This window comes from Sphingobium vermicomposti, from assembly GCF_011762025.1.
Lineage (GTDB): Bacteria > Pseudomonadota > Alphaproteobacteria > Sphingomonadales > Sphingomonadaceae > Sphingobium > Sphingobium vermicomposti.
Genome location: NZ_JAASQR010000002.1, coordinates 960,326 through 983,637, shown reverse-complemented (window position 1 = coordinate 983,637; position 23,312 = coordinate 960,326). Strand labels below are relative to the sequence as shown.

Sequence of the window (23,312 nt, the reverse complement as noted above, 5' to 3'; positions counted from 1 at the left end):
ACACGAGAACAAATGTGGAACATGCCTCACAGGAAAGGAGTCGGCAATGATGAATATCGATGGCGCGTTCCTGATGGGCGTGGCGGCAATTCTAATGAGCGTGGCAAATTTATGGAGAGCGGCGCGGTCTGGTGGGGCAGAGGAACCTTGGCTCATCCTGTGGTAGAGCCATGATGGCCTCATTATCGCCCAAAGAAAATTCACTGGGTCTCGTTGATGGCCTGCCGGAGGCGGAATCAAACGTCCTGCCGTCCAAGCCAAGGCAGTTCTTCGCTGCGGCATAGTCAAGGCTAACCGCGACGTCATTCGCACAGGCGGAAACGTCAGCCAGACGAAGCAGTCGCTTATGACGAGTAGCCCGCGCTACGCGGGATGGATAACGCGCTTCGTGAATGCGCGGATTACAACACTTACAAGCGACGGTCCCAGCGGCTGACCGCGACGCTCGTCGGGTAAGACTAGCTCTCCGGTAAGTCTATGTCTGCGGGACAGTTTTTGTCATAGCGGCGGTTCGCGACGTTGTCGCTGAACGGCGCATGTTGGCCGTAGTCGGAAGCCGGCGCCGCGCGAGAAGCAGCTTTCCCAATTTTGGCGCCGACCCTGACGGTCGTCCATCGGCCTGAACAGGTGTATGCTGCTATCCGCTTGTCCGGCGATCAGGCGTACCTTCTTTCCGGCGATATTGCTCAGCTTGCAGCACAGCGTCCCACTTAACGCGCCGCAAACCCACCGCGATTCGGTCCCAGTCGATGCAGGAGAAGTCTATGCGGAGTAGCTCTCGGTATATTGTCCGAATGCGGGGATTGGAGCCGTATCGTGCTCCGACGCTCACTGGAGCATGCCCACAAATTTGATCCAGTGTCCGTTCGTTCACTCCGGCATCATTCCCCTTCGCTTTGAAAGTATGGCGAGTCGAATGAAACACGAGCCTGCGATCGTCTATGACATGGCGATCGATGATGCGGTTCATCTTTCGGCTGGCCTCTTTAGTGCGCTTTCCCACGCTGTTTTCCTTGAGATCAGGAAAAAGCTCGGTGTGACCGCAAGCGATCAGCGCGTCGATATACTCCCGGAACCCGAGTTCGATGAGCTTGGCATGAATAGGGACCAAGCGAATCGAGCTGTCGGTCTTCACGCTTTTGGAAGCGGCCTCATCATCGAGAACATACTCGCCGATATCAAGATAGGAGATGTGGCCATCCCGCTTCACGTCGGCGACGGCGGCTTGGCCGATTTCCTCTAGTCGAGCGCCGGTGGTGATGCCCAACAAAAAGATCCAAAACATGGTGGCGTCACTAACTTGGGAGCTTCGGCTCCAATTCTCTGGATGGATGAACAGCGGAGACGCACAAAGGCGCGCAAGCTCGTGATCTTCGAAGGGGCGTACTTCAATCCGCTTCTTGCCATAGCCGATAATCTTTATCCCTACACCGGCATTGACTGCGATCCAGCGCTGATCGAATGCGAATGTGAGTAACGCCTGGAGCGCGCCAATTCGTTTCTTAAGAGTTGAGGCCGCGCATTTGGGCTGGGACTCCAAGTGCTTTTCTACGCGTGCCCGAAACGGTAATGCTCGGTCGACACGTGGCATTTTAGCTGGAAGTTTGGCTGCTTGGTCACGATAATCGAAAAGCAAGTCGGCATCGATGGAAGCTGCTGCAATATCGCCAGCGAAGTCGATAAAGTCATCAAGCGCTGCTTTGAATTCCAGAGCAGTTTGCGGGCGGGGCTCTTTCGCCAGCTTCCATTCATCATATAACTGATTGAGCCGCATCATCGGACGCAACCTTGAACCCGTGGCCCGTGGCCGATTGGACGTAAGCCGAGCCCGATTGAAATCCTCCTCGCTCGGACGCTTTTCGTCAAGGATAGCAAGCAGCGCCGTACCCAGTTCCGCATCTGAGAATGCAGCACTGCCCGCCTCGAATGCTCGAACTTTCTGAACAGGGCTGTCGAGAAGCCGTCGCCATACATGGTCTGGATTGTGCCATCGCACACGGATCCAGTTTGATCCTATCTTCTCCAGATTGCCTTCGTAAAATTCGCCCACCAAATTCATGAACTTCTGCTTGTCCGACAGTACGGCAAACCAGTTGGTATTCGCTGGAGGTCCGAGGACCGGCGGCGGATAGATCTGGTGCGAAGCGACGCAGGACGCCGTTCCTCCTGTGGTTGCGTCCAGCTCCATCAACGTTAGAGCTATTCTCTCCGATCCGGCGAGCCCATTACCCGTCACCGCCCGCTCGCACCACGTTCTTACCACCCGGCTCGGAGTGGGCGATAAGGCTCCTTCGGCCAGCATACGTCGCGCGTGAGCAAGCCGTTCTTCGAATGCCGCGTTTTCTTGTGCAAACGCAGCCTTGGCGTCAGTCGGATCCTTTGTGCGTAAAGAGACCTTGATCTGAGCCTTGCCGTCAAAGGCGTCGCGCAGCGCATGCGGTATCGCGCGACGAAAATAAAGTTGGCCAGTTCTAGGGTCGGCGAAAGGGGTAGCCATGGTGGTCTTCTTCACGTCGTTCTGTACCCAATTTCTGTACACATGACGGGTAAAGAGGACGTAAATCCAGCGCGTTCAGGCGTTTATGCCCGAATGGTGACCCCTACGGGAATCGAACCCGTGTTTCAGCCGTGAGAGGGCCGCGTCCTAACCGCTAGACGAAGGGGCCACTGACCGCGTTGGGCGGTTGGCAGGCGCTGGCGTTTAGGGGGAGGGTAGGGCGTCGTCAAGGAAAACCCCGGTTGCAGGGCGCTCATAAAAAACCACCCCATGCATCCGCACGGGGTGGCCAAGGTTCAGGGAGGAGACGCCTTCCCAAAAGGAGAGGCGCCCATACGACACACCCGAAAGGGGGGCAGGTGCGCCGTATGTTTGAAAGATAGACGAGGCCTGACCGCCTTTCAAGTGGCGAGTCACAACCTTTTGCCGCAACTATCTGTTATTTCGTCAATCTTTGTAAATTCAGGCCTGTGCAGGCTCTGGCGCGGGGGTGACGGAGACCGGGCCTTTGCCTTGCGTAACCTGCGCCTCAAACAGCTCACGCATCAGCTGCAACGAAAAGAGATGCGCATAGATGAGAGGCAGCATGCCGTTCTGGCTGATTTTGCGCAGTTGATCGCCCCGCATGTCGCGCAGCTTTTCTTCATTCACCATGCGGAAGCCGCGATATACGAAGGGCTGTTCATTGCCGGGCACCTGAATGGCGACTTCACCGTCCATCAGCAGGTCGAGGTCCTTGAGGTCCTTCATGAACTGGCCGGTGCGACCGGCGGCCTGTTCAAAATCTTCACAGAATTTAAGAACGCCCTGGATCAGGTCGCTGGGTTTGCCGTCTTCAAACAGCGCCTGACCATCTTCGAACGCGCCCAGCGCTTCGCTGGTCGGGTCGAAGCAGAGCGACAGTTCATCGCTGTCGGGACGGAGCTTTGCCAGCATCCAGGGATAGCGGCGAACATAGGCCGGTACGTAGGACGGGCCGCGCAGCTTGCCCTGGTCGTCGACGAAGGTGTTGACGCCTTCGTTGAGGCCCATCAGCGCCAGCGGCACGGGTTCGTCCCCGGCGGAAAAGATGATGGGCAGGAATCGCTGGGCGCTGACAAATTCATCGACGGTCAGCGGCACGGCATGGTGCGTAGCGAGGAAGGGCGCGGAATCGAGGGTGCGGCTGCGATATCCGGCATGATCGACGCTGCTCAGCGGAATGAGATCATTGTAGAAAACCGGGAGGTTGTTGCCGGGCGCGCTTGCCATGATGCGTATTCCAATCCTTATGAAGAGGCGCATCGAACCGCGCGCCGCCTGCCTGAAAACTGGTGAAGGCGATAATGGCGTTGGCCCGGACAGGCAATCGCTTTGTCCCGGTCGTTCAGCCTTCGTCGGGCCGGGGGATCAACTTGTCCGGGTTCATGATGCCATGAGGGTCGAACGCCGCCTTGATCGCGCGCAGGGCGGTCAGGCGGGCGGGGCTGGACAGTCGGCCAAGTTCTGCCCTTTTCATCTGGCCGATGCCATGTTCTGCCGAAATGGAGCCGCCCGCAGCGACGACCGCGTCATGGACGAAGGCGTTGATGGCGGGCCCCTGCGCCGCGATCCAGGCCGGGCCATCGGTTGTGCCGACAGGCGCGCGCACATGGAAATGGACATTGCCGTCGCCCAGATGACCAAAGGAGGAGGCGGTAGTGCCGGGGAAAGCCCGCTGCGCCGCTGCGGCGGCATCCGTCATGAATGCGGGCATCCGGGCGACCGGCACGCTGACATCATATTGCAGCGCGGGTCCTTGCGCACGCTCCGCCTCCGACAGGGATTCGCGGATACGCCAGAATGCTTCCGCCTGGGCTTCGTTGGCGGCGATGGCGGCGTCCATGATGATCCCCTGTTCCAGCGCGTCTGCCAGAGCCGATTCCAGCCGTTCGACCGGTCCGGGTCGCCGGTCGCTGTCATGATCCACTTCGATGAGGACATGCCAGGGCGTGCGTGTTTGAATGGGACAGCGCGTGCCCGGAATGTGGGACAGGACATGGCCTAGCCCATCGTCGGCGATTACCTCAAATCCTTCGACGCTGTTGCCCAAATGGGCTTCGGCGTGGCGCAGGAGGGCAAGCGCATCGGCTGGCGACTGTACGCCGGCCCAGCCGACTGCGCGGGCGGCGATGGCGGGAACCAGGCGCAATGACGCCGCCGTGATAATCCCCAAAGTCCCTTCCGCGCCGATCAGCAGCTGTCGGACGTCATATCCCCGATTGTCCTTCTTCAGCGCATCGAGGCCGTCAAAGATGCCGCCATCGGGCAGGACGGCTTCCACCCCATCCACCAGGGCGCGCATCGTGCCGTGCCGCAGTACCTGCGTGCCGCCCGCATTGGTCGATATGAGCCCGCCAATCGTCGCCGATCCTTTTGCGCCTAGGCTGAGGGGGAAGCGGCGGCCCGCCTGATCGGCGGCGTCATGCAGGTTTGCCAGGATCACGCCCGCTTCGCAGATGGCGAGATTATCCTCAGCGCGCAGTGAGCGGATGCGGTTCATCCGCCGCAGGGAGAGGATGAGCGCCGATCCGTCGGGCGGGGGTGTCGCCCCTCCCACCATTGACGTGTTGCCCCCCTGGGGGACGAGAGGCACGCCGATCTTCGCCGCCAGAGCGACCGTTCTGGCCACCTGCTCCGTCGAATCGGGTTGCAGAATCGCAGCCGCATGGCCGTGAAAGCGACCGCGCCAATCGGTCAGCCAGGGCGCTATGTCCGATGCGTCCGTGATGACGCCCTTGTCGCCCAGGATCACCCGGAACCGATCGATAATGTCCTGTCCAATCATGGGATCGGCTTATGCTCCGGAATTCATGGACCGTTCAACCATTGCGCATTAGCATATCTCAAAAGGGGTCCGATTTGTTTCATTCCGTCCTGCTGCTTCTTGTCGCGCCTTCGGGAGAGCCTGTGCAGTTCGCGCAATTGACGATCCAGCAACGAGTCATCATTCGCGTTCCGATGGTCAGGAAGGGCCGGACGCCCGCGCGCATCGTTCCTGATGCCCGGCACAAGTGGAAGGAAAAAAAGGGGCCGCGTTGCGTCGCGCTGCGATCGATACAATCGGCCAGCGTCGTGGTCGACAATGGCGTCGATCTGCTGCTGGCCGACAATCACCGTTATCGTGCGAAGCTGGAAAGCGGATGCCATTCGACGGGATTTTATTCCGGCTTTTATGTGGAGCCGGACGACGACGGGTCGCTTTGTTCAGGCAGGGATGCGTTGCAGGCGCGCAGCGGGCTGAGTTGCGGCATTGACGGTTTCAAGCGGCTGGTGCCTGTAAAAGGGGATGATTGACGCCCTGTTTTCCCCTGCGCCTGTTCGATTTCCTTGACAAGATAGCGATATTTCCCCAAGGACCCGCCCAATTTCCGTCGTGCATTCGCGCTTGGCGGTAAGCCTCCTGTCCCGGACAACTGAATGACTTTTGCCGATCTCGGCCTTTCCGATGAATTATTGAAGGCCGTGAATGAGGCCGGATATGACACGCCCACGCCAATTCAGGCCCAGGCGATCCCGCCCGTGCTGATGATGAAGGACATTATCGGCATCGCCCAGACAGGGACGGGCAAGACGGCCAGCTTTGTCCTGCCGATGATCGACATTCTGGCGCATGGCCGCGCCCGCGCGCTGATGCCGCGATCGCTGATCCTGGAACCGACGCGCGAATTGGCGGCGCAGGTGGCCGAGAATTTCGAGAAATACGGTAAATATCACAAGCTTTCGATGGCGCTGCTGATCGGCGGCGTCCAGATGGGCGATCAGGTAAGGGCGCTGGAAAAGGGCGTCGACGTATTGATCGCCACGCCCGGACGCCTGATGGACCTGTTCCAGCGCGGCAAGATACTCCTCAACGGCTGCTCGATGCTGGTCATCGACGAAGCCGACCGCATGCTCGACATGGGCTTCATCCCGGATATCGAGGAAATCTGCACCAAGCTGCCAGCACAGCGGCAGACATTGCTGTTTTCCGCGACCATGCCGGCCCCGATCAAGAAGCTGGCTGACCGTTTCCTGTCCAATCCCAAATCGATTGAGGTGGCGCGGCCCGCAACGGCTTCCACCAATATCACCCAGAGACTGGTGAAGGTCGATTCGCGCAAGAAGCGCGACGCTCTGCGCGCAATGCTGAAGGCAGAGGAGGTGCAGAGCGCCGTCATCTTCTGCAATCGCAAGACCACCGTGCGCGAACTCAACAAAAGCCTTCAAAGCCATGGCTTCAAGTCGGGTGAAATCCACGGCGACATCGACCAGTCGGCGCGCATCGCCGAACTGGAGCGGTTCCGCGCCGGTACGGTGAGCATATTGGTGGCGTCAGATGTTGCGGCGCGGGGCCTGGACATCAAGGGGGTCAGCCACGTCTTCAACTTCGACGCTCCCTGGCATCCTGACGATTATGTTCACCGCATCGGTCGGACCGGGCGCGCGGGCGCGTCTGGGGTGGCCATCACTTTCGTAACGCCGGAAGATGCCGAGGCGATCGACAATATCCAGAAGCTGATCGGGCAGAAGATCGAGATGATCGATGCCCCGACAGCAGCAGCGGCTGCGCCAACATCAGCCCCGGCTGAAGAAGGCAGGAGCGATCGGGGACGGCGCAGGGACAGCCGCAAGGATGATCGTGCCGGTGAACGCAACCGTGAAGAGCGCGCGCGCGATGAACCAGTTCGTGACGAACGGAAACAGGACGAACGGAAACGGGACGAACCTCGTGCCGCTCGCGCTGAAAACAATGGCGCTCGTGCCCGCAGGCCGGAGCCGGTGGGTGATGGACCGGACGAAGGATGGAACGGGCCGGTGCCTGAATTCCTGTCTTTCGGTTTTCAGGGCTAGGGAAGAATCCGATCCGATAGCTTCGGATCGGTTGCGCTGGCATCAGCTTTAATCGCGTTCCTCCCGCCAGCAGGTGAAGCCACCTGATTCGGCTCTAAACCTCGAAGCGTTCAGAGCAGGCCCATCGCGCGCAGGCTGCTATGCCCCTGCGACCCGATGATGATATGGTCGTGGACCGCGATGTTGAGCCTTTTTCCGGCTTCGGCGATCTGCCGCGTTATTTCAATGTCCTGGCGGCTGGGGTCGGGCGATCCGCTGGGATGATTGTGCACCAGGATCAGGGCCGACGAGCCGAGGTCGATCGCACGGCGGATCACTTCGCGCGTGTAGATGGCTGCCTGATCGATCGATCCGTCGCCCATATGCTCGTCGCGGATCAGCATGTTGCGGCTGTTGAGATGCAACACGCGCACGCGTTCGACGGTCAGGAAGGCCATGTCGGCGCGCAGATAGTCGAGCAGCGCCTGCCAACTGGCGAGGATCGGTTTTTCCGCGACGCTGCTTCGCAACATCCTGAGCAGGGTGGCCTGCACAATCTTGATCGCGGCGATGCTGGTGTCGCCCATCCCCTGCACCCGCGCGATCGATTGCCAGTCGGCGGTCATCAGCCCGCCGATGCCGCCGAATTCCCGCAGCAGTGCCTTGGCCAGCGGCTTTGTGTCGCGGCGTGGAATGGCGAGCGCCAGCAGATATTCGATCAGTTCATGGTCGTGCAGCGCCTCTCCGCCGCTTTCCGCAAGCTTCTGCCGCAGCCGTGCGCGATGGCCCACGCCGTCATGGCTTGCCTTTTCTTCTTTTTCCGACAACGCTCTATCATCCCCCATTCAGCCAGCGACGCTATGCGTTGGACAAAACAGGGGCAAGGATATTTAGGAACGGTTGGACGTTATGAAGCCGTTACGGATTTAAGCTTGGAAAGCCGGGGTTGGCCATAGTCATGGAAGATGAAGGCGGCGAAATGGACGTTCGCCGGGCATGGCTGCGCTGGCTGGGCGTGGGAACAGGCTCGCTGGCGCTGGTGCTGATCGCGCTGTGGACCCAACGCGCGCCGATCGCGGAAAATTTCATCGGGCGAGAGATGAACCGGCGCGGCGTTCAGGCCAGCTACGACCTGAAGGAGGTTGGGCTGCGGACCCAGCGGATCGAAAATATCGTTCTGGGCGATCCTGCCAATCCTGACCTGACGGCGCGGTGGGTCGAAGTCGACATCGCCTTTACCAGCCTGTCCCCTCATGTGGCGGCGGTCAGGGCGGGGGGCGTGCGGCTGCGCGGATCCTATCGCGATTCCGTCTTGCGATTGGGGGAACTGGACAAGTTCCGTGACCCCGCATCGACCACGCCGTTCAGCGTGCCCGACATCGTTCTGGGCCTGTCCGACGCGCGCGTCCGGTTGGATACCGATGCTGGCCCGATTGGCATGCAGGTCGATGGCAAGGGTAATTTAACATCGGGCTTTCGCGGCAAGATCACCGCTGCCATGCCGCGCGCGCGCTTTGCCGGGTGCGGCATGACCGAAGCGACGGCCAACCTGAACCTGGCCATGCGCGGCGGGCGACCGCACCTTACCGGACCGGCAAGGGCGGCGGCGCTCGGATGCCCGGATGCGGACACCGCGATCGCAAAGCCCGTCGCCGATATGGACATATGGTTCGGCAAGGCGCTGGACAGTTGGGCGGGCCATGTGACGCTTTCGGGTGAAGCGCTGCGGTCCAGTGGATTAGTATTGGCGCAGCCGGGCGGGCGGATCGATTTTGACGGTTCGGCCAAGGCCATGGCGGGCCGTGCGCGGATTGGCGCTGACCAACTGTCAGGCGTGGGGGCGTTAGCAGGGCGGACGGAGTTTAGCGGCGGCTGGCAGATTGGCGACGATGGAGCGCGGGTGCAGGGGCGGCTTTCGGCGCGGCAGTTGCGCCTCGCCGGTCGTGATCCCCTGGCCCGATTACGGCAGTCCACCAGCGGCACGCCCGTAGGCCCGCTGACCAATCGCCTGGCCGATGCCGTGCGCCGGGCAGGCGACGCGAATGTGCTGCAAAGCACGGTTGCCTTTGCGCAGCGCGGGCAGGGGGGCAGCGTAGTCCTGAGTGGGGTGCGCTTCGAAGCGCGCAGCGGCGCAAGGGCCGCCATTCCCGGAGACGGGCGCATCACCGTCGCCTGGCCGGGCAAAGCCGGTGCAGCGGTGGATTGGGCGCTGGAAGGGGCGCTGACGACCGAGGGCGGCGGGTTGCCGAAGGCGGCGTTGCGCCTTGCCCGTCGGCCTGGTGGGGGTTTTGGCGGGCAATTGTTCGTGGACAGCTATGCGGCGCAGGATGCCCGGCTTTCGATTGAGCCGGTCCGTTTCAGCGCAGGCCCGCATGGCGACACGCGCTTTGCCACCACATTGCGGCTGGACGGGCCTTTGCCGGATGGCCGATTGCGCGGGCTGACCGTGCCTGTCGAAGGGCAGGTGACGGCGGGCGGTTCCGTCGCGATCAACAGGCGCTGCATGCCACTGTCGCTGACAGAGGCGAAATATGGCAGCTTTGCCATTGGCCGCACGCGTCAGATTTTGTGTCCGGTCGATGGAGCGTTGTTCGCGACCGGACCGGGCGGCATCCGGGGCGGCGCGGAGATCCGGCAGCTGGCACTGACGGGTAGCAGCGGCGACAATCCGATGCGGCTGTCTGCTGATCGCGCGCGCGTGCTTCTGGGACAGGGAGGATTCGCGCTTTCGCGTGCGCAGCTGCTGATCGGTGCGGGGGAATCGCCGGTCCGGTTGAGCGCTGAGGCGTTGGAAGGCCGATCGTCCGCCAAGGGGTTAGGCGGGACGTTGAGCGGAGCTGGGGGCAAGATTGGCACCGTACCCCTGATAGTCGAGGATGGAACGGGCGATTGGAGCTTCGCTGGCGGCGCTTTGAAGCTCGCTGCCAAGGTCATGGTTCGCGATGCCCAATCCCCTGGACGATTCCAACCATTGACTGTGCCAGATTTCCAATTGGCGCTGAAGGACGGACGCATTGCCGCGACCGGATCAATGCGGGTGCCGCGCAATGACGCACTGGTCGCGCGCGCCGATATCACGCATGATCTGTCCAGCGGTCGGGGCAAGGCCGACCTTGATGTGCCGGGCCTTGTGTTCGGGCCAGAATTGCAACCTGAAGAGGTCACCCGTCTGGCGTTGGGCGTCATCGCCAATGTGAAGGCGACCGTCACGGGGCAGGGTCATATCCGCTGGATCGGATCGGACGTCAGCAGTGATGGCATCTTCAGGACGGACAACGCCAGCCTTGCGGCGGCGTTCGGCCCGGTGGAAGGGTTGTCGGGTGAGCTGCGGTTCGTTGACCTGTTGGGGCTGGTCAGTGCTCCGGGGCAGGAATTGCGGATGGCGTCGGTAAATCCGGGTGTGGAGGCGCGCGACGGGGTGGTCCGCTATCGGCTGGAGGCGGGCCAGCATGTGCGGATTGAGGGGGGTGGCTGGCCATTTTCCGGTGGGCGTCTGGAATTACTGCCCACGACCATGGATTTCGGCGCGGATGTCGACCGATATCTGACGTTCCGGGTTATCGGCCTGGATGCGGGCGCGTTCATCCAGGCGATGGACTTCAAGGATATTTCGGCGACAGGCACGTTCGACGGGATCATGCCGCTCATTTTCAACGCAGAGGGCGGTCGCGTGGCCGGAGGCGTGCTGGTGGCCCGGCAACAGGGCATGCCGCCACTGATCATGCCTGAAGGCGTGTTGCCGTCCATCCCCTGCGATCCCAATCTCCAGTCCGGCACGCTGTCCTATGTCGGCGCGGTGTCCAATCAGCAGTTGGGCGTCATGGGGCGGATGGCATTCGACGCGCTCAAGAACCTGCAATATAAATGCCTTACCATCCTGATGGATGGCGCACTGGACGGCGAAATGGTCACCAACGTCGTATTCAACGGGGTGAACCGGGGGCAGTTGGGCAGCGCTCCGGCGGGGTTGGCGGGCAACTTCACCGGCCTGCCCTTCATCTTCAACGTGCGAATCGCCGCGCCTTTCCGGGGTCTGCTGGGAACGGCGAAGTCCTTCATCGATCCGACCACGCTGATACAGAACAGCATAGGCGATCAGATGCAGGATAAGATACGGGAAGGGATTGCAGTTCAGCCTGTGGAAAGCGACATTGTGCAAAAACGGAGCGGAAATGAGAAAAGAAACGATCTTGGCAATCGGTTTTGCCGGGCTGGCTTTGGGGGGATGCATCCAAGTCAAGGCACCGGACAAGCCGATCGAAATCAACCTGAACGTCAAGGTTCAGCAGGAAGTCGTCGTCCGCCTACAGCGCGACGCTCAGGACCTTATCCAGAATAACCCGGAGTTGTTCCCCCAATGACACGCAAATTTCTGATGATAGTCGGTGGCGCTGCCATCGCTTTGGCAACGGGACTGGCGGTAACCGCGCCGGCTCGCGCGCAATCGGGCGCAGTGGCGACCGCGATGGCGCAGGGGTCGGTCGGCGAACAGGCCGACGGATATCTGGGCATAGCCGGGACGGTCAGCGCAGCGGTTCGCGCCGAAGTCGAATCGGTCAATATCAAGCGGCGCGCGGCCTATACCGACCTGGCGGGCAAGCGCGGCGTCACGGTGCAGGATGTCGCCGCGGCCACCGGCTGCCAGACGCTCAGCGGACGCGTGAAGACCGGGCAGGTCTATCGCATCGGCGCGGGACCGTGGCAGACAAAGGGCGCGGCACCCATTGCACTGCCATCATATTGCGCGACGGCGGGCTGATTATCCCACAGGGCTGGTGCTTGGCCCCTCGCCCGGAAGGGGCTGAAAAAACTCCTGCCCAACGACGGTTGACTATCCGGGAAGCCCTTTCTAAACGGGCCGCGCCTTGACGGGTGCAGCCGCACACGCCATGCCACCGGACCTATGGCTAAATGCCTGAATGGAAAGGACCGGCGATGGTAGCGGATGTGCCCGGGCAAGACCCGGCGGATGAGGACGCGCGGATCGCTTCTTTGGAGGAGCGGATCGGGCGGGCTGAACGAGCCGAAAAGGTCAGGCAAGGGGACACGGTGCAAAAGGCGGACGATGGGTCGCGCCTTGGCAACCGGGTTCTTGCGGAACTGATCGGGGGTCTGGCTGGCGGTGCTGTGGTAGGTTGGACTTTGGACTACTTTCTACAGACATCCCCATGGCTTCTGCTCGCTTTCCTCGGTCTGGGTATCGTGGTGGCGTTCAGAAACATCATCAGATTGACGACGACGAAGCGTCCCGACCAATAAGGGGCGCTTTCGTCTTAGGCGAAGACAAGACGTGACAGGGGTCAACGTGGCAGAATCCTCCGGCAAAATCGATCCGATGCATCAGTTTGCGATCGAACCGCTGTTCGGTACGGATCAGCTGTCGCTCGGCGGCTTCAACATCGCCTTCACGAACAGCGCGCTTTACATGGTCGCTGCTGGGGTGGTGTTGTGGATCTTCGTCATCGGCGGCATGAAGCGGGAACTGGTCCCCGGTCGCTGGCAGATGGCGGTCGAATATATGACCGGCTTCATCAAAAGCTTGCTGATCGCCAACGTTGGCGAAGGCGGCAAGAAGTATATTCCGTACGTCTTTTCGCTGTTCATGTTCATCCTGCTGGCGAACCTGCTGGGGCTGCTGCCGCTGGGTCTCATCGGTCTGCATCCCTTCACCTTCACCAGCCATTTCACGGCGACTGGGGTGCTGGCGATCCTCAGCTTCTCGATCGTGCTCGCTGTCGGCTTCTGGAAGCACGGACTGCACTTCTTCTCGTTGTTCGTGCCCTATGGCACGCCGCTGCCGATGATCCCGGTGATCTTTCCGATCGAGCTGGTTTCGTTCCTGGTGCGGCCTTTCAGCCTGGGTCTGCGACTGTTCGTCGCCATGACGGCGGGTCACGTTTTGCTGAAGGTGCTGGCGGGCTTCGTGATCAACAGTTCGAACGCGGGCGTCGGCTATGGCCTGACAATCGGTTCGGCCAGCTTCATCCTGATGATCGGCATCAGCGCACTGGAAGTGCTGGTCGCGGTGATCCAGGCCTATGTGTTCGCACTGCTGACCTCGGTCTATCTGAATGACGCTGAGAATCTTCACTAAGTTATCTTTCCAACCATTTGTTAGAGTTTAGAAAAGGGAGTTTACGACATGGACGCAGAAGCCGCAAAGCTGCTCGGTGCTGGTCTGGCCGCCATCGGTGCGGGTCTGGCCTCGCTCGGTGTGGGCAACGTGTTCGCATCGTTCCTCGAAGGCGCGCTGCGCAATCCGGGCGCTGCTGACGGTCAGCAGGGTCGTCTGTTCATCGGCTTCGCCGCAGCCGAACTTCTGGGTCTGCTGGCGTTCGTTATCGCCATGATCCTGGTGTTCGTGGCCTGATAATCGCTTGGAGAGCGGGCAGGTGGCATCGCCACTCGCCCGCTCCCATGAATTGACCGCGCCCTGATCGGACGGACCTCATAAAATGCCTCAAATCGCGCAAATCGCCGATACCTATGCTTCGCAGATATTCTGGATGCTGCTGACGTTCGGCTTCGTCTTCTTCGTCATCGGCCAAGGCATGGTGCCCAAGGTGCAGGCGACGGCGGACGCGCGCGACGCCAAGATCACGGGCGACCTGGACGCCGCCAAGGCCGCTTTCGCGCGTGCTGACGAGGCGGAGGCGGATTATCGTGCTCGTGACGCTGAAAGCCGCGCTGCGGTTCAGGCGACGTTGGCGCGGGCGAAGGCGGAAGCCGCCAAAGCGGCTGAAGGCCAGCTTGCTGCCGCTGATGCCGAGATTGCGACCCAGATTGGCGCTGCCGAAGCACGCATCCAGGCTGCCAGCCAGGCGGCCATGCAAGAAATTGAAACCGTTGCGGCCGATGCGGCGCGCGACATGGTGGCCCGCATTTCTGGCGTGGAAGCGTCGGATGAAGCGGCCCGCAATGCAGTAAAGGCGGCACTGGCCCATGGCTGACGCAGCAGCAGCACAGCATAGCGACGGTGCGCCTCCGCACCTGAACGAAGCGATCCACGCCGAAGGGATGGAGCCTGTTGGCACCGTTGCTCATGAGGGCGTGGTCCCACATACTGATCCCCAGGCTGTCGGCATGGACGCCACGGCATGGGTGAGCCTGGCGATGGCGGTATTCATCGTCATCCTCATGGTGAAGAAAGTGCCGGGCCTGATCGGTGGCGTGCTGGATGGCCGCATTGCCCAGATCAAGAGCCAGCTGGCCGAAGCATCGAAGCTTCGCGCGGAAGCCGAAGCGCTTAAAGCCGAATATGAGGCGAAGCTCGCTGCCGCAGCCGGGGAAGCCGATGCGATGCGCAAGTCAGCCGAAAGCGATGCCGCCACGCTGCTGGAGGATGCCAAGGTCAACGCGGCTGCTCTGGTCGCTCGCCGCCAGAAGATGGCGGAAGACAAGATCGGTGCGGCGGAACGCGCGGCGATTGCAGACATTCGCAATAAAACGGTGGCTGCGGCGACAAGCGCAGCGGCGGCTTTGATCGCCCAGAAGCACGACTCGAAGGCCGATCGAGCATTGGTCGACGGTGCTATCAAGGGACTTGGTTCCAGCGTCTGAACGCTCGAACATTGCCATGACGTAATGGGGCCGGTGCGGATGTCGCGTCGGCCCCTTTCGTTTGGGCGCTCTGTCTGACGGGCGGGCTGGGGGTCGGAGTCCGGGGAAGGGCTTGGGCTGAACGCCGGTCAGGCCATCGTGCGCAAGTTGGAACGGTTATGTGCTTGAAATGGTAGAGCATGTGCGCATGCCACGCGCATGCTGGATCCGATCCATCGCTGAGCGGCTTGGTCGATGAATGGGTTGCCAAGGCCATTGCGCTTGGCACAGCCACCGCTATCTCTCTCCTATGTCGCAGCCTCAATCGCCTGACCGGTTTCACGAAGATAAAGCCAGCTATACTGTCCGGGGTGCTGGAACGCCGGACATCGATGCGGGGGTCGAGGCGATCCGCACGACCTTGAAAACGCTTCCGGCGAGGCCCGGCGTCTATCGTATGCAGGATGCGCGCGGCGATGTGCTTTACGTCGGCAAGGCGCGCGCGCTCAAGAACCGCGTCGCCAATTATACGCAGGTCGAACGCCTTCCAAAGCGGCTGCAGCGCATGGTCGCGCAGACGCGGTCGATGACGATCGTGACGACCAACAGCGAAGCCGAGGCGTTGCTGCTGGAGGCACAACTGATCAAGCGGTTTCGCCCGCCCTATAATGTCCTGCTGCGCGACGATAAGAGCTTCCCCTTCATCCTGCTGCGCGAAGACCATGCCTTTCCCCGCGTCCAGAAGCATCGCGGCGCGCGGAAATATAAGGGGCGCTATTATGGCCCGTTCGCCAGCGCGGGTTCCGTCACCCGGACGATCAACGCGCTGCAGAAACTGTTCCTGTTGCGCAGTTGCACCGACAGTTTCTTTGCCAATCGGTCGCGGCCCTGCCTGCTCTATCAAATCCGCCGGTGTTCCGCACCTTGCGTCGGGCGGATCGATGACGCCGACTATGCCGAGTTGGTGCAGGACGCCCAGGATTTCCTGGGGGGCAAGTCGACGGAGGTGCAGAAGAAGCTGGGGCAGGCCATGGAGGTCGCCGCGCAGTCGCTCGATTTCGAACAGGCCGCCGTGCTGCGCGATCGGCTGAAGGCGCTCACCTTCATTCAGGGAAGTCAGGCGATCAACGCCGACGGGCTGGGGGACGCCGATATCTTTGCGCTGGCGACCAAGGGTGGGTCGATGTGCATTCAGGCCTTTTTCATTCGCGGCGGCCAGAATTGGGGGCATCGCAGCTTCTTTCCCGTGCACACCGCAGAGGTGGCTGAGGATGAGGTGCTGGCGAGCTTCATGGCGCAATTTTATGAAGAGGTGCCGCCGCCTCGGTTGATCCTGTCGGACCGCGCGCCCGCCGAATGCGAGTTGATGGCGCTGGCGCTGGGTGAGCGGGTCGGAGCCAAGGTGCGGATAGAGGTGCCGCAAAGGGGCGCGCGCACCCGGCTGATCCAGCAGGCGCAGCGCAATGCGGTGGAGGCGCTGGACCGGCGGCTGGCGGAAACGACGACCCAGGCCAAGGTGCTGGAGGAGATGGTCGAGACATTTGGCCTGGATGGCGTGCCCGACCGGATCGAAATTTACGACAACAGCCATATTCAGGGCACCAATGCCCTGGGCGCGATGGTCGTGGCGGGGCCGGAAGGTTTCCGCAAGAACGCCTATCGCAAGTTCAACATCCGCAATCCCGATACGGTGCCGGGCGACGATTTTGCCATGATGCGCGAGGTGTTCGAGCGCCGCTTTGGCCGGGCGGCGCGGGAAGATCCCGACCGCGACAGTGGTGAATGGCCCGACCTGGTGCTGATCGACGGTGGCAAGGGTCAGTTGTCGGCAGCGCGCGCCATATTGGAAGATATGGGGATCGAGGATGTGTGCATGATCGGCGTCGCCAAGGGGCCTGATCGCAACGCCGGTCGGGAGGTTTTCCACATGCCCGACGGGCGCGAGATGAGCTTCCCGCTCAACCATCCTGTGCTGTTCTACCTTCAGCGGCTGCGGGACGAGGCGCACCGATTTGCTATTGGCGCGCACCGGCAGAAGCGCAGTAAGGCGCTAACGGTCAGTTCTCTGGATGAAGTTCCGGGCATTGGACCGTCACGCAAGAAGGCTTTGTTGATGCATTTCGGAACAGCGAAAGCTGTGAAAAGCGCGGCGCTGGAAGATTTGTTGAGAGCGCCAGGTGTTTCCAAGGCAGTGGCGCAGCAGGTCTATGACTACTTCCATGGATAACTGAAATATGATTTACAGATGTATGACCTCATTTCAATGATATTGGTCATATGACTAAATCTATATGTCGAAAACTATAAAGCATAACGAGGGACCATATGGCGTGACGCGCGGACGCGCTGAATGGGCCCGGATATGGGGCGCGCCACTGACGCTTGGCGCTTCGGCGCTGCGCCCGTGGCGGATGCTGGACATTTCTCGCCTGATTCTGGCGCTTGTTTATGTCTTCACCAGCTTCGCCTTTTCCAGCGCGCGATCATGGGCGGAGCATGCCGAACATGGCATAGTCCTGGGCCTGCTGGCGGTGGCGGTCGGCACGTTGCTGCTGTCCGCGCGGTCCTGGGTTATCGAGATCCGCATCCGCAAGCTGGTTGTGTGCGCGGATGCGTTGTTGTTCCTGGCACTGCTGATCGTCACCGACCCTTCCCACAGCCCTTATTTTCCCGGCAGCCTCTTCATCGCGATAGAGATTGCGCTGATCATCCCCCGATATTTTCATCACATCCTTGGGGTGATCGTGGGACTAGCGGCCATTTTGCTGCTCCGCGTCGATGAAGTGATGGCGGTTACGGCGGAGCCAGACCTGGAATGGAACGCGTTGCGCGTGCTTTATCTGGTGGTTGCCGTGACGATTACCGGCATGCTGCTTGGCCCCCGCCGCGAAACATTGCTGGAAAGGGAGCGGGGAAGGCGGTTGGCTGAGGCTGGTGCGCCGCCAGCAGGGGGGCTTCCAGGGCCATATCTGCTTCAGGCGCTCAGGATCGCGACCGGCGCGGATCATGCCGCGGTGCTGTTTCGCATGACCAGCCATGATCGCTACATGTTCGCATCGACCATGTTTGGCGACGATCTTCCCCCCGGAGCAGGCAGGCTGCTGGCCGTCGGGACGGAATGGCATGACTGCGGACGTAATGCGTCGATTTCATTGTCGGCAGACGGCTTTACCAGGCTGCTTCCGCTGACGCCGAGCGGTTGGGCGTGGGGCGGCCTGTTGGAGGCGGATACGCTGATGTCGGTCAGGGCGTCGCTGGGCGCGTTCGAGGCGATCGGGGTCGCGCCTCTTCCCGACCCGGTGCATGAGGATTCCCTGGCCATCGCGCAACGCCTGTTTGAAGGCGCGTGCGAGGAATTGGTGGTGCGCAACAGTCTGGACCTGGCGCATGTCGTGGCGGGCGCGCGGGAACGTGACCGGCTGCAACGCGACCTGCATGACAGCGTGCTTCAGGCGTTGGCGAGCATCCGTTTCCAGCTGGCCCCGTTGCTGAGCAACCGGACGATCGACCCGCGCCCGGTGATCGAAAATGTCGACCGGATCGCCAAGGACCAGATCGCCACCATCCGATACATCATCAACCCGGACATCAGTGACGAGGATTTCGCCTATCTGCCCGAAACGCTGGCCATGGTCGTCCGGTCGTTGGGCGATCAATGGGGGATCGCGTGCGAATTGAAGGTCAGGGACGGCAATTGCGCAACCAGCGCCATGATCGGCCGCGAGTTGAGCTTTGCCGTGCGAGAGATTGTCGCCAACGCAGTGCGCCATGCAAAGGCGCGCACGGTTGAATTTACGCTGGAACCAGCGGGCAACCGCATCGCCCTGCATGTCGCTGATGACGGGGTGCCCAATCTAGCCCGCCTGGGGGCGAGCGGCGCGGTGTCGTCCCGATCGCTCATGCGGCGCATCCAGGCGCTGGGGGGAGAGGTTTTCCTGCACAGCATGGGCGGTCGGACGATGATCCAGATCACCGTTCCGCGTAAATGACGCCGGCGACAGATGGTGGAGCAAGCGGGCCGTCATCCAGATGCCGCTCCGCAAGAACTTTTGGCCGCGCCGGGCATTTACCATACATTCACGATGGTGATGGATAAGCGTTGCTGAACTTGGCGTGGTGCGGGCGGAGCTTCTGTTTCGATGATTCGAGTGGTTCGGGATCATTTTTACCGCAAAAGCGTGGCGCTCGTGCTGTCGATGCAGGTCAATTTGCAACGCATCGTGGCGATATGGGTCCTGCTGGCTGCCTTTGCCTGTGGTATCCGTCTATCCTTTCCCGCGACCCCCTATGACGCCGCGCCCTGGCTGAGCGAGACCGGGCTGCTGCCCTATATTCTGGTGATCGGCGCGCCGGTGGGATCGCTGTTGCTGGGCCTCAGGCTGTTTCCAGCCAACCGGGTCCATGCCCAGCCGACGATCCGGCTGGCGCAAATCGGCCGCTGGCGGAAGATCGATTGCCTGAAGGCGCGCGAAATGTCGCAATTCGGCCTTTATGGCGTGATGGCGTCGTTGCTGGTCGGCATTGCCATCAACGTTCCGGTGCGGACGCTGGAATTTTTGAGCGCGGTCCCCGCATTGGGGAGCTATGCGCCATCCTGGTTCATCAGCCTATATTCCGTGATGCTAGCCGATGTCGTGCTGCTGTCATGCCTTTATATGTTCGCGTTCGCCATGGCGCTGCGGATGGTGCCGCTGTTCCCCCGATTTCTGGTGATGATATGGGGCGTCGACCTGCTGATGCAGATCGGCATTGCGCAGTGGGTGGCACGGATTGATGGCGTGCCTCACGCGGTTGAGATGGCGCTGGCCGACCTGTTGACCGGCAATGTGAAGAAGGTGTTGATCAGCGCGGCTTTATGGCTGCCCTACCTGCTGCTGTCCGAGCGGGTGAATGTGACGTTTCGTAACAGGGTGAGTGCCTGAGTTAGGCCGCCCGCCGTCAATGCGCGGTGGTTTCCGTCACAACCTGAAATTGCGCCCCCGGATATGAGGCGTGGTTGATTCGATTTCGTAGCGTTGGAGCGAGAGCGATTCGCGGCGAGCCGTGTTCTCTGCCGCTCTCTCAACATATCAGCTGGCGCGGCGGATTGATGGTCCTGAGGAGGGTTCGCCTCCCTATTCATGATGAGCTGGGGACGGTGAAGCTGGCTATTTCCGTCAGATATATACCTGTCATTCTATTCAATTCTACCCTTGGATAGAAAGGAAAGATATAGGTTAACCTTGATATTATGGTGTATTTGTGAAAGTGGATGGTGGTTTTACTATTTAATGAAAAAGTAAAGTCATAGTATTTCTTAAAATATACAGCCGATATATCACTAAGGATATACCAACAAAATCATGGGATTACTTCGCGTCGAAAAGCGGATGATGCAAAATGGTTAACAAAAAAATGACGTAAGACGTTGATAGATTTATGATTTTTTTACCTTATTGACTTGCTGTCAGGTTGCTTCAATTTGATCCCAAGTTCTACGGGAACTGCCAACTACCTGGGGAGCGGGACACATCGCCGCCAGGGTCGCTAGGTGGTCAGGCCCCTACCGCAGAGCTTTGCGAGAGCAGGCCGGAAATGGTTTCCGGCGCAATAGGGGTAGATGACATGACCTTTTTCAAAAATCTGTGGAATGACCAGAGCGGTGCTTCGGCTGCTGAATATGCGCTGATCCTGGCAATTGTAGGCACCGGTATTGCTGCTGCAGCCTTCACGCTGGGCACATCAATTACCGGCGCTATGGGCAAGGCCTCGAACTGCATCACCCGCACGCCCAGCAACACGGCTTGCTGATAGGCTGAGTTCCAGAGCCGGTCGGCGGTCTGTCGGCCGGCTCAACAGACTTCATAATTCCGGGGGGCGTCGTGGGGCAGCGTAGATCACTAATCATCCTGGGCTTCGCAATCCTGTTGGGCCTGGCGGCGGTCTTCATCGCCAATGCTTATCTGAGTAGTGCCGAACAGCAGCAGGCGACCGCGCCTCAGGGGATGGCCAAGGTCGTCGTGGCGACCATGCCGCTGGCTTTTGGCGCGGCGATCACTCCTGAAAAGATCAAGATTGTCGATTGGCCCGCGGCTTCGGTGCCGCCCGGTTCCTTTCGCGATCCGGTTCAGCTCACTTCCCTTGGCAAGCAGCGCGTCGTGCTGCGCCAGATTGAGCCGGGCGAACCCATATTGACGTCCAAATTGTCAGCCGAAGGCGGTCGCGCCACCATGTCCGGTGTGCTGCGGCCTGAAATGCGTGCGGTGGCCGTGCGGGTCAACGACGTGGCGGCGGCGGGCGGCTTTGTGCTGCCGGGCGATACCGTCGACGTGTTTGTGACGCGCACGCTGCGTGACGAAATCGGCGGCGGGGATCAGCAGATTACCGACGTGCTGCTGCAAAGCACGCGCGTCATCGCCATCGACCAGAATGCCAACGACACGTCGAAAGACCCCGCGATTGGCAAGACCGCCACGCTGGAGGTCAATCAGGTGGACGCGCAAAAGCTGGTCCTGGGACAGCAGGTCGGCCAGTTGACGCTGGTCCTGCGCAACGTGACGGATGAACCCAACCCGGCGGTGCAGACCGTGGGGACGGAGGATCTGCGCGACGGTGCCTATGTGGGCGGCTTTGCCGGACCGCGTTCGCGCGTTGCCGACCTGGCCTATCTGCCGGCGCCAGCGATGCGTGTCGCCCGGCGGCCCGTTCCCCGCAATGTCACCGCTCTGCCCGCGACCGCATCTGTCGAAATCGTGCGCGGCGTGACCGGCACCAGCTATGAGGTGAAGCGCTATGGTTCCCGCTAAATCCACAAGCAGGCTGGCGCTGGGGGCGGCGCTGGCAATGGCAGTCGCGATGCCCGCCATCCCCGCCGCGGCGCAGATCGCTTCGCTGTCGACCAGCAATGTCGACCATGCCGGGCAGTTGGATGTGCCGCTCAACAAGAGCCAGGTGCTGACCGTCGACCGGCCCTTTGCCAAGGCGCTGGTGGGCAATCAGGACGTCGCCGACATCCTGCCCATGACCAACCGGTCCATCTATGTCCTGGGCAAGAAGGTCGGGACAACCAGCCTGACGCTGTATGACAGCCGCAACATGTTGATCGCGGTGGTCGATGTGGCGGTCGGGCCAGATGTCGTGACGTTGAAACGGCAATTGTCGGAATTGATCCCCGGCGAACCGATCGGCGCGCGCATTTCCAACGATGCCGTGGTGCTGACCGGCACGGTGTCCAGCGCCGCGGCGGTGGATCGCGCGGTGCAGGTCGCGCGCACCTATGCGGGTGGCGAGGACAAGGTCGTCAACATGATGTCCATCGGCGCGTCGCAGCAGGTGATGCTGGAAGTGCGCTTTTCCGAAGTGAACCGGCAGGCGGCGAAGGAGTTGGGGATCAACCATTCCTTTATCAACAATAGCGGCAAATTTGTTGGTGGGATCGGTGAGCAGGGCTTGGCAGGTGTGCCGGTCACCGGCAGCGTTGCTTCAAACGGCACTGCATTTTCAAGTGGTGTGTCGACCCAACATCAGGTGACCACGACAAATGGTGCAACGGAAACAATAGATCGAGCGATCACCTCAAGTCAGTCGAGCGTATCCGGTTCAAGATCGACCACGACGGCGCGAGGCGGTAACGGCGTTCTTGACCTGCTTCTACCTACAGTTGGCTTCGGAGCGTTGGGACTCGTCACCAACCTCGGCGGGCTAAAAATTTCATCCGCTCTGGACGCGCTGGAACGGAAAGGCCTGGTTAAGACGCTGGCGGAACCGACGCTGGTGGCACTTTCAGGTGAGACGGCATCGTTTCTGGCGGGTGGTGAGTTCCCCATCCCGGTGCTCCAGGGGGGCACCGGCAGCGGTAGCGGCAACAATGGCATCACTGTCGAGTTCAAGCCTTTCGGGGTAAGCTTGGGTTTTACTCCAACTGTGCTGAGTGATGGTATCATCAACCTTGTCGTTGAGCCGGAGGTGAGTTCGATAGATCCCACAGCATCAGTCACGATCAACGGACTTGTGGTTCCGGGGCTATTAACTCGCCGAGCGAAGACCGTGGTTGAACTACGCGATGGGCAGTCATTCGCCATCGCAGGTCTACTGCGCAATGACTTTCAGGACACCATACGTCAGGTGCCGGTTCTTGGTTCACTGCCAATTATCGGCGCGCTTTTCCGGTCTTCGGGCTTTCAGAAGCAAGAGACGGAACTGGTCATGATCGTGACGCCGCGTCTGGTTAAGCCGATGCAGGCGGCGGATGTGCGGTTGCCGACCGACCGGGTGGGCAATCCCAACGAACTGGACCTGTTCCTGATGGGGCGGACCGACAAGGCGGTCGGGATCAATCCGCTCAACCCCAACGCGATGCCACCGGAAAAGGGGCCATCGGCTCCGGCTCCGGCTCCGGCTGTGAGCGCGCCCGAAGCGGCTGCTCCAGCTCCGGCTGGCGCGACGCAAAGCGGATATGAACTGTGAG

General features: G+C 60.9%; 19 protein-coding genes, 1 tRNA gene and 1 pseudogene. 16 read left to right on the top strand and 5 right to left on the bottom strand.

The annotated features are described in order from the left end of the window. Positions 1 to 637 precede the first annotated feature (637 nt). The 4 genes from FHS54_RS16595 to FHS54_RS09590 form a co-directional block, all read right to left on the bottom strand. The gene (locus FHS54_RS16595) at positions 638 to 2,512 is read right to left on the bottom strand and encodes a DUF6538 domain-containing protein (RefSeq protein WP_167303549.1); all 1,875 of its coding nucleotides are present in this window, start codon (positions 2,510 to 2,512) and stop codon (positions 638 to 640) included. A 79-nt stretch (positions 2,513 to 2,591) separates the two neighbouring features. Beyond that, positions 2,592 to 2,666, bottom strand: a tRNA-Glu gene (locus FHS54_RS09600). Between the two features lie 293 nt (positions 2,667 to 2,959). After that, positions 2,960 to 3,748, bottom strand: coding sequence for a SapC family protein (locus tag FHS54_RS09595; RefSeq protein ID WP_167303548.1), 789 nt, complete (start codon positions 3,746 to 3,748; stop codon positions 2,960 to 2,962). A gap of 115 nt (positions 3,749 to 3,863) precedes the next feature. Beyond that, entirely contained in the window at positions 3,864 to 5,303 is a 1,440-nt protein-coding gene (locus FHS54_RS09590) for an FAD-binding oxidoreductase (RefSeq protein ID WP_167303547.1), read from the bottom strand. A gap of 74 nt (positions 5,304 to 5,377) precedes the next feature. Between FHS54_RS09590 and FHS54_RS09585 the strand changes: the two genes are divergently transcribed. Beyond that, complete coding sequence (locus FHS54_RS09585) at positions 5,378 to 5,812, top strand: hypothetical protein (protein ID WP_167303546.1); 435 nt, start codon at positions 5,378 to 5,380, stop codon at positions 5,810 to 5,812. A gap of 123 nt (positions 5,813 to 5,935) precedes the next feature. Then, complete coding sequence (locus FHS54_RS09580) at positions 5,936 to 7,348, top strand: DEAD/DEAH box helicase (protein ID WP_167303545.1); 1,413 nt, start codon at positions 5,936 to 5,938, stop codon at positions 7,346 to 7,348. Between the two features lie 110 nt (positions 7,349 to 7,458). Here FHS54_RS09580 and radC read toward each other — a convergent pair whose 3' ends face one another. After that, complete coding sequence (gene radC, locus FHS54_RS09575; RefSeq protein WP_425057305.1) at positions 7,459 to 8,172, bottom strand: RadC family protein; 714 nt, start codon at positions 8,170 to 8,172, stop codon at positions 7,459 to 7,461. Between the two features lie 113 nt (positions 8,173 to 8,285). On the opposite strand from radC, the pseudogene FHS54_RS09570 reads away from it, so the two are divergent. The 14 genes and pseudogenes from FHS54_RS09570 to FHS54_RS09505 all read left to right on the top strand — a co-directional run. Further along, a pseudogene (locus FHS54_RS09570) lies at positions 8,286 to 11,492 on the top strand (intermembrane phospholipid transport protein YdbH family protein); the annotation flags it as partial. 7 nt (positions 11,493 to 11,499) lie between these two features. Further along, positions 11,500 to 11,688 carry a YnbE family lipoprotein gene (locus FHS54_RS09565; protein ID WP_167303543.1) on the top strand — a complete coding sequence of 63 codons (189 nt, stop codon included), beginning with the start codon at positions 11,500 to 11,502 and terminating at the stop codon, positions 11,686 to 11,688. Beyond that, positions 11,685 to 12,086 carry a YdbL family probable chaperone protein gene (locus tag FHS54_RS09560; protein WP_167303542.1) on the top strand — a complete coding sequence of 134 codons (402 nt, stop codon included), beginning with the start codon at positions 11,685 to 11,687 and terminating at the stop codon, positions 12,084 to 12,086. Before FHS54_RS09565 ends, FHS54_RS09560 begins: the two co-directional genes overlap by 4 nt. Positions 12,087 to 12,262: 176 nt before the next feature. After that, entirely contained in the window at positions 12,263 to 12,586 is a 324-nt protein-coding gene (locus FHS54_RS09555; protein WP_167303541.1) for an AtpZ/AtpI family protein, read from the top strand. A 76-nt stretch (positions 12,587 to 12,662) separates the two neighbouring features. Continuing rightward, positions 12,663 to 13,421, top strand: a complete 759-nt coding sequence (locus FHS54_RS09550; protein ID WP_208404881.1) for a F0F1 ATP synthase subunit A — start codon at positions 12,663 to 12,665, stop codon at positions 13,419 to 13,421. Between the two features lie 48 nt (positions 13,422 to 13,469). Further along, on the top strand, positions 13,470 to 13,697 hold the full coding sequence (locus FHS54_RS09545; RefSeq protein WP_021240110.1) for a F0F1 ATP synthase subunit C: 228 nt from the start codon (positions 13,470 to 13,472) through the stop codon (positions 13,695 to 13,697). 85 nt (positions 13,698 to 13,782) lie between these two features. After that, positions 13,783 to 14,277 carry a F0F1 ATP synthase subunit B family protein gene (locus FHS54_RS09540; RefSeq protein WP_167303539.1) on the top strand — a complete coding sequence of 165 codons (495 nt, stop codon included), beginning with the start codon at positions 13,783 to 13,785 and terminating at the stop codon, positions 14,275 to 14,277. Further along, complete coding sequence (locus tag FHS54_RS09535; RefSeq protein ID WP_167303538.1) at positions 14,270 to 14,887, top strand: F0F1 ATP synthase subunit B family protein; 618 nt, start codon at positions 14,270 to 14,272, stop codon at positions 14,885 to 14,887. Before FHS54_RS09540 ends, FHS54_RS09535 begins: the two co-directional genes overlap by 8 nt. A 289-nt stretch (positions 14,888 to 15,176) precedes the next feature. Further along, positions 15,177 to 17,093, top strand: coding sequence for an excinuclease ABC subunit UvrC (gene uvrC, locus FHS54_RS09530; RefSeq protein WP_167303537.1), 1,917 nt, complete (start codon positions 15,177 to 15,179; stop codon positions 17,091 to 17,093). 103 nt (positions 17,094 to 17,196) lie between these two features. Then, the gene (locus tag FHS54_RS09525; RefSeq protein WP_341785957.1) at positions 17,197 to 18,855 is read left to right on the top strand and encodes a sensor histidine kinase; all 1,659 of its coding nucleotides are present in this window, start codon (positions 17,197 to 17,199) and stop codon (positions 18,853 to 18,855) included. Between the two features lie 150 nt (positions 18,856 to 19,005). Beyond that, entirely contained in the window at positions 19,006 to 19,788 is a 783-nt protein-coding gene (locus FHS54_RS09520) for a DUF2569 domain-containing protein (protein WP_167303535.1), read from the top strand. Positions 19,789 to 20,470: 682 nt separating this feature from the next. Next, a complete protein-coding gene (locus FHS54_RS09515) occupies positions 20,471 to 20,656 on the top strand; it encodes a Flp family type IVb pilin (protein WP_167303534.1) in 186 nt (61 codons plus the stop codon). A 71-nt stretch (positions 20,657 to 20,727) separates the two neighbouring features. After that, positions 20,728 to 21,651, top strand: coding sequence for a Flp pilus assembly protein CpaB (gene cpaB / locus FHS54_RS09510; RefSeq protein ID WP_167303533.1), 924 nt, complete (start codon positions 20,728 to 20,730; stop codon positions 21,649 to 21,651). Next, entirely contained in the window at positions 21,638 to 23,311 is a 1,674-nt protein-coding gene (locus FHS54_RS09505) for a type II and III secretion system protein family protein (RefSeq protein ID WP_167303532.1), read from the top strand. Before cpaB ends, FHS54_RS09505 begins: the two co-directional genes overlap by 14 nt. The last annotated feature ends 1 nt before the right edge of the window (position 23,312 follow it).